Source organism: Desulfobacula sp., assembly GCF_021107415.1.
Genome location: NZ_JAIOSW010000510.1, coordinates 1 through 11,579, shown reverse-complemented (window position 1 = coordinate 11,579; position 11,579 = coordinate 1). Strand labels below are relative to the sequence as shown.

General features: G+C 43.7%; 11 protein-coding genes. 2 read left to right on the top strand and 9 right to left on the bottom strand.

The features are described 5' to 3' along the window. From K8S13_RS25210 to K8S13_RS25175, 8 genes are all read right to left on the bottom strand, one after another. The coding region (locus K8S13_RS25210; RefSeq protein WP_291466537.1) for a molybdopterin-dependent oxidoreductase at nucleotides 1–1,091 on the bottom strand (1,091 nt) is incomplete at its 3' end. Nucleotides 1,092–1,116: 25 nt separating this feature from the next. Next, nucleotides 1,117–1,920 (bottom strand): 4Fe-4S binding protein, encoded by an 804-nt coding sequence (locus tag K8S13_RS25205; protein WP_291466535.1) that lies wholly within the window; start codon nucleotides 1,918–1,920, stop codon nucleotides 1,117–1,119. Nucleotides 1,921–1,935: 15 nt separating this feature from the next. Beyond that, complete coding sequence (locus K8S13_RS25200; protein WP_291466533.1) at nucleotides 1,936–2,373, bottom strand: hydrogenase iron-sulfur subunit; 438 nt, start codon at nucleotides 2,371–2,373, stop codon at nucleotides 1,936–1,938. Nucleotides 2,374–2,440: 67 nt separating this feature from the next. Beyond that, the gene (locus K8S13_RS25195) at nucleotides 2,441–5,443 is read right to left on the bottom strand and encodes a CoB--CoM heterodisulfide reductase iron-sulfur subunit A family protein (protein WP_291466538.1); all 3,003 of its coding nucleotides are present in this window, start codon (nucleotides 5,441–5,443) and stop codon (nucleotides 2,441–2,443) included. Between the two features lie 122 nt (nucleotides 5,444–5,565). Further along, the gene (locus K8S13_RS25190) at nucleotides 5,566–6,717 is read right to left on the bottom strand and encodes a (Fe-S)-binding protein (protein ID WP_291466532.1); all 1,152 of its coding nucleotides are present in this window, start codon (nucleotides 6,715–6,717) and stop codon (nucleotides 5,566–5,568) included. 4 nt (nucleotides 6,718–6,721) lie between these two features. Continuing rightward, nucleotides 6,722–7,285, bottom strand: coding sequence for a (4Fe-4S)-binding protein (locus K8S13_RS25185; protein WP_291466531.1), 564 nt, complete (start codon nucleotides 7,283–7,285; stop codon nucleotides 6,722–6,724). 77 nt (nucleotides 7,286–7,362) lie between these two features. Then, nucleotides 7,363–9,327, bottom strand: coding sequence for an aldehyde ferredoxin oxidoreductase N-terminal domain-containing protein (locus K8S13_RS25180; protein WP_291466530.1), 1,965 nt, complete (start codon nucleotides 9,325–9,327; stop codon nucleotides 7,363–7,365). Between the two features lie 338 nt (nucleotides 9,328–9,665). After that, on the bottom strand, nucleotides 9,666–10,157 hold the full coding sequence (locus K8S13_RS25175) for a DUF3795 domain-containing protein (RefSeq protein WP_291466529.1): 492 nt from the start codon (nucleotides 10,155–10,157) through the stop codon (nucleotides 9,666–9,668). 198 nt (nucleotides 10,158–10,355) lie between these two features. On the opposite strand from K8S13_RS25175, the gene K8S13_RS25170 reads away from it, so the two are divergent. Beyond that, complete coding sequence (locus K8S13_RS25170) at nucleotides 10,356–10,694, top strand: hypothetical protein (RefSeq protein WP_291466528.1); 339 nt, start codon at nucleotides 10,356–10,358, stop codon at nucleotides 10,692–10,694. Then, nucleotides 10,691–11,026, top strand: coding sequence for a hypothetical protein (locus K8S13_RS25165; protein WP_291466527.1), 336 nt, complete (start codon nucleotides 10,691–10,693; stop codon nucleotides 11,024–11,026). The genes K8S13_RS25170 and K8S13_RS25165 overlap by 4 nt, the downstream gene beginning before the upstream one ends. A 26-nt stretch (nucleotides 11,027–11,052) precedes the next feature. Here K8S13_RS25165 and K8S13_RS25160 read toward each other — a convergent pair. Continuing rightward, nucleotides 11,053–11,579, bottom strand: a 527-nt coding sequence (locus K8S13_RS25160) for a cysteine hydrolase family protein (protein WP_291466526.1), incomplete at its 5' end; no start/stop codon positions are given.

Genomic DNA, 11,579 nt, shown 5'->3' with positions numbered 1-11,579 from the left:
TGGGCAAATTTTTTGTTGGCAGGCCCGACGGTTACGGGCTGGTACCCTGTATACACATTGGGAAGACCACCCATGTCGCAGGCACCCTGCACGTTGTTCTGGCCTCTAAGAGGATTAACCCCGGTTCCGACTCTTCCAATATTTCCGGTCAGCATGGATAAATTGGCAAGAGATTTTACATTATCGACCCCAGTGGTATGCTGGGTGATATCCATGCAGTAAACAATAGAACCCCTTTCAGCTTTACCGTATACCTCGGCAATGGCGTTGATATCTTCTATAGATACGCCGGTAATCTGTGAGGTTTTTTCAATACTGACGGTATCTATCTGTTTTTTAAAACCGTCAAACTCCTCTGTATTTTTTGCAATAAATGCCTTATCTTCAAGTCCTTTATCAAGGATCACTTTCATTATTCCGTTCAACAGGGCCACATCGGTTCCGGGCTTATGGCTGACATAGAGATGGGCAAGATCGGCAATCTGATTTTTCCTGGGATCGGCCACAAGCACTTTTGCCCCTTTTTCAATGGCCCTGAAAATCCGTGTGGCCACCAGGGGATGGGAACTCGTTGTGTTGGACCCGATGATGAAAATTGCATCTGACTCTTCAAGTTCAGCTGTTGAATTTGTCATTACACCACTGCCAAAAGATGCGGCAAGACCTGCCACAGTTGAGGAATGTCACAGCCTTGCGCAATGGTCAATATTGTTTGTCCCAATACCTGCCCTTGCAAATTTCTGCATGAGATAATTTTCCTCGTTGGTCACTTTGGCAGAGGCGCAAAACCCCACTGAATCAGAACCATTGGCTTGTTTTATCTCTTTGAGTTTTGATGCGGCAAAATCAAGGGCTTCATCCCAGGAAACCTCTGTGAGTTCCCCGTTTTTTCTCATCAACGGTTTTTTCAACCTTTTTTCGGATTGAACAAACTGATGGACATTCCATCCTTTGATGCAGAGCTTGCCTTCATTTACCGGAAAGGTTTTGCAGGGGATTGTACCCGTCAGTCTGCCATCAAGGGACTCAAGAAAAAGATTGCATCCACATCCGCAATAGGTGCAGGTTGTAAGTGTATTCCTGTATTCCATTCTCTTTCCTCTTTATGATACCTTTTTACTTTTCAGGCGCAGGAGCCAGCAAGCTTAAAGGTGATTTTTCATTTTTATTAATCCCGGATGTATATCCGAATTCAGTATTCATAATCCCGGCTGTTTTTTTGTATAAAAGCCTTAAGGGAATATCCGAAGGACAGGCTTCCTCACACAGCCCGCAGTCAATACACCGGTCTGCCATATGCATGGCCCGTGTCAGGTGGAATACCGGAATATCAACCGGAAGATTGCCTTTTGATACCAGGTCCTCGCATTCAAGGGTGCATTCCTTGCAAAAACACATGGGACAAATATCCCTGCATCCATAGCATTTAACACATTTTAAAAACTGATCCTTCCAAAAGGAAAATCGTTTTGAAAGATCCATGTCTTCAACATCCTTTACCTGCTTCTGCAAAACGCCCTCTGATTTTTCTCCTGCTACCATTTCATCAGGCCAGGGTTTTTTGCATTCGCACTGAAGTGCAAGGGATTGAGGGCAACAAATCCCTATGGAAACAACCTTATCCGGTTCAAGCTGATTCAGCCGGTAAAGGGTATAAAGCCCTCTTTCATCACACCCGCGAACCAGGACACCAAACACATCCTCGGGATATTGTCTTGCAATGGTGATCAAAACTTTGTTCAAAGGATATCTTGCATCCCCGGATGTTTGCAGATCACCAAGGCTAAGTCCTTGAAGGTCATCCCCTTTCTGGAACAGACAAGGGGTCGCATGGCCATTGACGTGAGCCAATGCAATAACCCCTTTTACAGACCCGGCTGAAAGAAGTTCGTTTATTTTTTGTTTTACTTTATCAATCATAAAAATACCTTCATGCTAAGCAACCGTTTGGGTAAGTTCTTTTTTCAATGGTGACGGCCCAAGTTTTTTTAAGACATCAACAAACTCATTGATTTCCTCAACAAACTCAGGAGCCTCGGCTGAGGATACCCATCTTGCCCGAAGCCGTTCTTTTTCAATGCCACAGAAATCCAGCATCTGGGAAAGAAGTGTTACCCGTTTTTCAGCAGAATAATTACCATACAGGTAATTGCATTCACCTAAATGTCAGCCACCCACAAAAACGCCGTCAACTCCTTGTTGAAAGGAACGCAACACATGATGGGGAGACACGCTCCCGGAACACATGACCCGGACAATACGGATATTTGTCGGGTACTGCATACGACTGACCCCAGCCAGGTCAGCAGCGGCATACGCTCACCAAGTGCACAAAAAACAGATGATATGGGGTTCAAAATTCTTGTTGTCCATTGACTTCTTTCCTTATATAAATGGTAACTGTTTCATAATTATTCTAATTCATAATTGTTCCAGGTGGTCAGACCGCCCTGATCTGAGCCAGGACCTGCTCGGAGTCAAAACCTCTAAGCTGTGCACTGTCGGACGGACAGGTGGCTGCACAATTCCCACACCCTTTACAGAGGATTCCATTGACTTCACAGATTCTTTTTACCCTGTTATAGGAAATGGCGTCATAGGGACACATGGTCAGACATGCCATGCAGCCCACACAGGTATCTTTGTTGATTTTGCTGATAGAACCTGATGTAACAACCGTATCACTTGACAGAAGTGTCAAGACCCTGCCGGCCGCACCATATGCCTGGTTAATGGTTTCCGGAATATGCTTGGGATAATGAGCTGTTCCGCAAAGAAAAACACCGTCTGTGGCAAACTCAACCGGCTTTAATTTAACATGAGCTTCTTTGAAAAATTCATCCGGGCTCAGGCTTACCTTGAAAAGGCGGGCAATTTCACTGGTTGATTCAGCGGGAATAACAGCAGCAGCCAAAGAAAGGATGTCAGCATCCAGTTCAAGCCGCTGGCCTAAAATCGGATCCGGCACTATGACTCTTAAGACATCTTTACCGCCCTCTTTGACAGCCTCAACCTGTGGCGCATCCTCTGGCTCATAACGAATAAACTGAACCCCTTGTTCCGAGGCCTCCCGATAAGCATCCTCTCTGAACCCATAGGTTCTCATATCCCTGAAAAGGATATAGATCCGCATCTCGGGATTTTTCTCTTTGAGTTTCAAGGCATTCTTTACGGCATGACTGCAGCAAACCCTGGAACAATAATTTCTGTCCTCATTTCTACAGCCAACGCATTGGATCATCACCAGACTCCCGGCATTAATGACCGCTTCATTTCCTTTGGCAATCTCTTCTTCCAACTCAAGATGGGTGAACACCTGATCGCTTTCCTGGTAAAGGTATTCCGTGGGTTGATATTCATCAGCACCTATTGCAATAACGGATGCACCATGTTTTATCTCTTTGATTCTGCCTTCAGTTTCCACTGTAGTCGTAAAATTACCCAGATAACCTGCAATCTCTTTGATGGTGGCTTCATGGGATACATGGATGAGGGGATTTAGATAAACCTGGCGTATCACGTCATCCAGATAGGTTTGAACATCCAATTCTTCCAGAGTGGTGTGAAGTCTTCGCGCCATTCCACCTAAATTTTTACTCTTTTCCACGAGATGGACCTCATGTCCCTGCTTTGCAATGGAAAGTGCACAGGTCATGCCGGCAATACCGCCACCCACCACCAGGGCTGCCTTATTAACACGCAGACCATATTCCTTTAACGGTTCCAAACGACTTGCACGGGCAACGGACATCCGGACGGTATCATATGCCTTTTGAGTAGCTTCATCCTTTTGCTTGGCATGAACCCAGGAGCAATGTTCCCGGATATTGGCCATATCAAGATAATATTGATTCAGGCCTGCTTCCCTGAGGGTATCCCGGAACAAGGGTTCAAGGGTTCTGGGAGAACAGGCTGCGATGACCACGCGGTTAAGGCCTTTTTCTTTGGCAAGATCCGTGATCTCTTTGGCTGAGTTGGTGGCACATGAAAACATCTGCTCTTTTGCGTACACCACATTGGGCAAAGTCAAGGCATACTCAACCGTTGACGGCACATTGACAATACTGGAAATATTTGCCCCGCAATGACAGACAAAAACACCAATCTTTGGTGTTTCCCCGGAGACATCCCGCTCCTCGGGATATATTCTTTCTTTGGCCAGGTTTCCTCGTCTGTAATCAAGGAGTTCACCGATTTGGGAACTGGCCCCGCTGGCCGTAAAAACCGATTCCGGAATATCTGTCGGACCCTGGAAAGCACCGCTGACAAAGATTCCGGGCCTGGTGGTTTTGATGGGATTGGAAGAATCATATTTGCTAAATCCATGTGAATTCAGCTCAATTCCGAATTTTTCTGAAATCTCCTTGTAAGCCTTGGGCGGATTCAATCCCACAGAGAGAACCACCATATCGAATTCTTCCGATTTGACACCATCGTCGGCAGTGGCATATCTGACAACAACATTCTTGCTTTCAGGAATTTCCTTTTCAATGGATGCGTAGCTTCTGATGAATTCAACCCCTGGCAATTGTTCTGTTCTCTGAAAAAATCGTTCAAAATCCTTGCCAAAGGAACGAATGTCGTTATGAAATATGGTACACTCGGCATCTTCGTAATGGTGTTTTGTCAAAATAACCTGTTTCTGGGTATAGGTACAGCACACGCCTGAGCAATAGCTGTTATCCCCTTCGGTTACCCGTCTTGACCCCACGCATTGAATCCAGGCAATTTTTTTAGGAAGCTCTTTATCGGACGTTCGCAGTACCTCACCCTCGTAGGGACCTGTGGATGATAAGAGCCGTTCATAATCCATGCTGGTGACGACATTCTGCATATTTTTGTAGCCATATTCATCTTTCACTGAAGGATCAAACGGCGTAATCCCGGAAGACAGAATAATCGCACCTACATTTATGTCTGTTTTCTTAGGCACTTGTCTGAAATCTATGGCACCGGTCTGACATACACTTGAACAAATATCACATTTACCCTCTTTTAGTCTAAGACAGCTGTCATCAATATATGAAACAAGGGGAATGGCCTGGGAAAAATATACATGAACCGCTTTGTTCTGCGATATTTCCTGATTAAATGGGTCAGGATAATGAACCGGACAGTATTCTACACAGGTTGTACATCCCGTACACAATTCTTCAATAATGTATCTGGGTCTGGTTTTAAGTGTTATGTTAAAGTCACCTTGTTTGCCTTCTACTGTGACTACTTCAGTAAATGTCAGAATCTCTACGTTTGGATGCCGGCCGACCTCGACCAGTTTAGGAGAAAGAATTCACATCGAGCAGTCATTTGTGGGAAAGGTCTTGTCAAGCTGAGCCATATGGCCGCCAATGCTCGGCCCTTTCTCAACCATATAAACCTTAAAACCCGCCGTGGCAAGATCAAGAGAGGCCTGAATACCGCTGACCCCTCCACCAACAACCATTACGTCTCCAAAATTTTTGTCTCCAAGTCTTTTAGAAATAAGACTGTCAGAAACAGGATTTTCAGAAAATTGTTGAATTACTTCGTTTGGCAATACGTCATTTCCCACTTTCTATCTCCTCATCATATCATTTCACTAACAATTTCCGTGATATCTTTAATCTCCAGAACGGCTTCATACTCTAGATTAAGGCGGCTTTCCTCAAAATTGGTAATGCAATAGGGGCAGGATGTCGCCAAAACCTGCGCGCCCACCTCTTTGGCCTGTTTCAGCCTGATATCGGAAAACCTTTCTTCCTGAGGTGTGTCCATCCAGATCCTGCCGCCGCCGCCGCCGCAGCACAGACTGTTTTTACCGTGAGATTCCATTTCAACCAGTTCCAATCCGGAAACCTTTTTTAACAGATCCCGGGGTTCGTCGTATATGCCGTTATGGCGACCCAGGTAACAAGGATCATGATAGGTTACTTTTTTTGGAAATTCCTCTTTAAGTTCAAGCCTTCCCTCATTGACGAGTTCCAATATATACTGGGAAATATAGATAACCTCAAAGTTTACCATAAATTCAGGATATTCATTTTTAAACGTATGAAAGCAATGCGGGGAAGAAACAATAACTTTCTTTACCCCGTTATCGATAAAGGTTTTAATATTTTCCCTGGCCAGGCGTTTGAATACTTCTTCGCTGCCCGTTTTTCGGATACTTTCTCCGCAGCAATTTTCCTGGGAACCTAAGATCCCAAAATCAACCCCTGCTTTTTTAAGGATATTGGCTGTGGCAGTCGCTACCTTTTTCATCCTTGGATCATAAGAGAGATAGCAGCCGACAAAATATAAGACGTCCATCCCCTCGGCATATGTTTTTACAGACAGATCTTTTGCCCAATCCGCCCGCTTTTTTCGGTCTCCCTGTATGGGGTTGCCTTCTGAAATCAGGCTTGCCCTTGCTGTCCGGGCAGATTTGACAGAAGCAGGAAAAAGTTCATATTCCGTTGCCACCCTTCGCAGGGCTACGCTGACCTCTATCTGTTTGACACCTCTGGGGCACTGCGCCGTGCAGGTTCCGCAGGTGGTGCAACGCCATATATCTTCGCCTTCTATCTCACTTAAACCAAAGGCCGCCTCCCGGATCAGCTTGCGCATGCTAAAGGGTCGAACCCTGTTCCACGGACAAACCGAGTCACACAATCCGCACTGAAAACATAATTTAAAAATGTCTCCGTCAGCCTCTTTTATCTCATCTATTACTTCTATGAAGGGGGCTATAGTTTCCATTGATTCAGTCCTTCTCAGACATTCGGGATAGGGCATCCATTATCGTCTGTAATCCATATTTGTCAGCCAATGATTCCAAGCCGATCTCCATGTCCTCCTGCTCCTGTTCTTCCTGATCTTCCGGGATGATCTCTTCCCTTTCTTCATAAATCAGGGCCTCGGCATGGCACCACTTAACACACAGGGGCTCGTCTTCGCCTTCACACATATCGCATTTTAAAGGCAGACCGGAATCAGGTTCTTTGAACTCGTCCCTGGATGGGCAGGAAGCCCTGCAAAAGGCACACTCATCGTATTCTTTTCCGTCAATCATGTATTTATCTCTGCCGGCACATTCGGCTACAGTATACTCACCCGCATATACAGGAACATATATATCTCTTAAAGGATCACGAATAATCCGAATACGAGACCTTGCCGGATTATTGCTGCTATATTTTGGTGCGGCGTGAAAGGCAGAACAGATTACCTCACATGCCCTGCAGCCATTGCATTTATTAACATCAATTCTTATTGTCTTAATTATTTTCTTTTTTTTATCGATTTTATCAATTTTATCAACAGTCAAGATTCACGCCCTCCATTCTATTTTTTCTCTTTTTCAGCCATTGCCTCTTTGGAAGAAGCATCTTCGCCAGGCATATTTTAGTCGTCCGTTAAGATCCCTCTCTTTATAAAATCTTCGGCCACGTAATCCAAACCCAGTTCATGTAAGGACTCTTTAGTAGGAATGCCATCATTGTTCCACCCTTTATATTGGTAATACGTATCTAAGAGTTCCTTTTCAAGCTCGGGAAATCTTCTCTTCCAATGATCCGCAGGCGGCGCCTCATCTTTTCTTCTCATGCCTCTTCTTATATTGTTGGCTCTAACTAAAGTTCGGTATCTCTTGGCTGCTTGTGTCAGTTTGTCCTGATCCATTTCTATACCGGCACCGGCTGAGATAAATTTCGGGTAATTATGCATATGATACGGAGGTTTTAAATGAAATGAGGAAAGACCTGCACACATGCCAAGAGCATCATCGATGTAGTGCATTTTTTCCTGCCAGTCAACAATCTCACAAGTCATATCAATAGTTGGGTAAAAAGGAGTTACATTTTTTTCTCCCCTCATTTCCCAGTCCAGAAAATATTGCTTGAACTTTTCATCAGGAACCTGGAACCAGTCTTTTACAAACTTTTCTCTATGTTCTCTTTTAGGGAAAGGCGCCTGGGGAAACTGCCCTTCAATCTGGGTAACGTTTATCTTCTCGCCGGTACAATACATAAGATAATAAATGGGATTCATCATATACAGCTTAAGCGGCAACTGTTCAATTTTCTTAATATTATTATGAGCATATTCTTCCGCGCCGTTACCAATCTCCTTGGCCGCCCAATACGTACCATTGGCCAAAACATCTCCGATTCCTTCCCGCCGGACAATTTTGTCAAGCAGATAGAAAAATCTTCCCTCGTTGTCTTCGGGCATGTCCGGGAAATCCTTATCCGTTAAAATGCCGTCTTCCAAAAGTTCAAGGGCAAAGGCCATAACCTGCGGGGTTGAATATCCATCCAGGCCATATTCCGTAGCTTTCTGAGCTATCCTTAAACCAAAATCCAGGTTTGAAAAAGCGCCCAGAGTATAGGTAAGTTTTGTAAAGCATTTCATCATGTATGTGGGAAGTCCGGGCATGGAAAGTGTTGCGCCGCATTTCATGGGACAGTTATAGCAAGAGATCAGCCGCGTCCGGGCATTTTCCAACGTTTCCGTCCACTCCTTTTCAACTTCCTCTGTCCAAAAATCTTTTCTACGGGTACGTGAATTTCCCCACATGAAATTTTCAGTGTGCCATTTTTCATCATGGATAGCCATCTCCTGCGGTGACCCTAGTCTGGATAAAATGGCCATAACCCCTGGAATTGGGTTTTCTTCTCTAAATTTTATATATTCCAGCACTTCGTTGCAAAGCTCAATGTATTGCTCTGGTTGGGCAACATTGATGTCCTTTGTTCCTCGAACAACGATGGCCTTTACCCCTTTGTCTCCCATAACAGCCCCAATTCCGCCCCGGCTGGCACTGGACCTGCCCTGCTCAATGGAAGCATAATAGACCCTGTTTTCACCGGCCATTCCGATGGCAGCCACCTGGACTTTTGGCTCATTCAATTCCTTCTTAAGAATTTCACCAGTTTCAATGGCGCCTTTACCGCTCAAATGAGAGGCATCCCGTATTTCTACCTTGTCATTATTTATATATAAATAAACCAGGTCAGAGGACTTGCCGCGAAGGATGACTTTATCATAACCTGCATACTTTAATTCCGGAGCCCAAAATCCCCCCATCATTGAAAATGCCATTAACTTGGTCTGGGGAGAAATGGTAGTAACAATGGTACGATTACAACCAGTAGCAGGTGTTCCACATAAAAGACCGGCTCCGAATATTAGAAGGTTATCAGGAGAAAAGGCTTCAACTTCAGGCGGAACCCTGTCCCATAATATCTTGGCGTTCGTACCTAAACCTCCCAGATAAAGTTCGGTGTCTTTTGGATCAGTTGCGACCTTCTCAATGTTTCCCCGGGTTAAATCAATTTCTAAGTTAAACCCCGTTTCTGCGTACCTCATTTTTTTATTCCCCTTTAATCAAAATATATACTATAAGTTCAGGGTCAATAAACCTTAAATACCGAATACAAATCACTCAAGGTGACAAAAAAGACCCTTTAGTATTCAGTACAATGTAACTATATATAAGCTACATAATAACTACGTGTCAAGGAAAAAACAAAATTTTTCCAAAAAAAACTATTGCATTTTTTGGAAAATACAATAGTTTTCAAATCACCTGATATCAAGGGATACAGACGATATTTCGATCTAAATACCAAGTGCAAGATTTATCATATCACCCTTCTGGAAACCCAGGACTTTAAAAAAATTCAGTCTATTCTTGAAAATTACAATCAGTCCAAATCCAATTTTGCCTTACATTGATTACATTTTACAACACCCCTAAAAACTTTATTACCGCATTCAGGACAAAAATAGCGGGCTTCTTCATCTTGAATCCATTTTTTTGTACCAACTTCCCGTCTATAGGGAACAGACCGTAAAATTACCTTTTTTCCTACAGCCATGGGAAAATTTTCAATATATAGACAGGGAAATTCATTGCATTGATGACATCCGGTATATCCTTTCTCTCTTGTGCACTCCCTGATCTCAAACTGCTTGCAATGCATGAATAGATCATCAGATAAACACCCGTGGCATCGAATATTCTCTGTTGAAAGCGTTTCACTGTTCGGAAGGGTGCCCTTGCCATGAACACCTCCTTTGTAAAGACCCACTAAGCGTTCCTTAAATTTTTGATTATTATCACGATGTGCAATATAAATGGCACAGACACCGCAATAAAGTCCGCAGGGAGAAATAAAATTTGGATTTATTTTCATAATTTGAATCCTTTCTTTGGTTTGAAAATGCCCGTAAAGTCCACTCTTGTCAATAAGAAATTATCAAAAAAATACCGCGTCAGCTTAAAGGGAAAACCCCTGTTTATTAAAAATTGGTGTTATGACGTAAAAGCGTTATCCGGTCATGATATTTGTTTTTTCTTGATTCCTCATATAAATGTGAATACTTATATAAGGATGGAAGACAGAGATGATTTTGGCCATGATCCAAACGTTCAAAGAACACGGAACTATTTTTCCCGGATGGAGGCCATGGATTCCAAACTGATAGAACGTTCAGGCATATCTTTGTTTGATCCGCGGCTTCGGGCCGGCCGGGAGTTGAGATTTAAACTTTTTGAAACCGCCTGTTCTCTGGCTGTCAGAAAAGAGCATAGGTTGGATGAAGACGTGGCGCTTGAGCTTTTTGACCTTTGCCAGGAGATGGCATTCAAGACATGTGGCCTGCCTGTTTCTTCTTCAGATCAACCTGAAAAACCTGAGCTTATATCGTTGATCGAGGAGGCTCTGAAATGATTCGATTAAGACTGTTTGGACGATGCCGCATTTATCATGATCCGGTCAGCCCGGTTTTAAAGGAACCGGCACAGATTGGATGGGCTTCCTGGTTCAGAGAAATTGATCTTGTGACCCCCCGGAAATTAAAAGGCAAAGAACTTCTTTTGCGCACCCGGGGCTGGTGGACGGTTGAACCATCCCTTGTGGCCGATGTTGTAGAAAAACACGGTAAGCTTATTGTGGGGGAAAAAGGAGAACTCATGATCGAATTTGAAAACAAAGAAAAAGTTGCTGCACTCTCCTTTGACCTGACTGAAAACTTTGATGATCAGATTCTCATTGCTCCCTGATACTGCAAACACCTATTGATTTTTTCTTATAATTCAGACGCAAGCTCGTCTGATGTCATAACCCTGAAAAGTGGGTATAAAGGATTTATCCTGTACATATCCAGGCATTGATCATGGATCTGCGCAGAAAAAGCGGTAGAGCAGTCTTCTAAAAGGACGGCCTTGACATCATGGCACAGGGCATCCATGGCTGTGGTCAGGACACAGAAGTTTGTAGCGATTCCGGCAACCGCACAAAGGGTGATCTTTTGGTCTTTTAGAATTTTTTCAAGACCGGTATCAAAAAAAGCTGAAAACCTTGGTTTTGGAAGCCAGAGATCTTCGGGTTCCATGTCAAGATCATCCATGACCTCAGCACCTTTTGTCCCTTTAATGGCATGGGGATGCATCTTGCCTTTAAAAATAAAATCATCTTCTTTAAAGGCATCGGTAGAAAAAATAACGGGAAATCCCTTTTTACGAAATTGTCTTATCAGGATATTGGTGGGGGGAATAATCTTTCTTGCCAGGGGAGTTATGGGATAATTATTTTCATCTTTAAAATAATCTTTTA

What these genes read in the sequence shown, in the direction of transcription:
- K8S13_RS25180 (WP_291466530.1), bottom strand. Translation starts at nt 9,327, where the DNA reads ATGAGGTACGCAGAAACGGGGTTTAACTTAGAAATTGATTTAACCCGG.
- K8S13_RS25175 (WP_291466529.1), bottom strand. Translation starts at nt 10,157, where the DNA reads ATGAAAATAAATCCAAATTTTATTTCTCCCTGCGGACTTTATTGCGGT.
- K8S13_RS25205 (WP_291466535.1), bottom strand. Translation starts at nt 1,920, where the DNA reads ATGATTGATAAAGTAAAACAAAAAATAAACGAACTTCTTTCAGCCGGG.
- K8S13_RS25165 (WP_291466527.1), top strand. Translation starts at nt 10,691, where the DNA reads ATGATTCGATTAAGACTGTTTGGACGATGCCGCATTTATCATGATCCG.
- K8S13_RS25170 (WP_291466528.1), top strand. Translation starts at nt 10,356, where the DNA reads ATGGAAGACAGAGATGATTTTGGCCATGATCCAAACGTTCAAAGAACA.
- K8S13_RS25190 (WP_291466532.1), bottom strand. Translation starts at nt 6,717, where the DNA reads ATGGAAACTATAGCCCCCTTCATAGAAGTAATAGATGAGATAAAAGAG.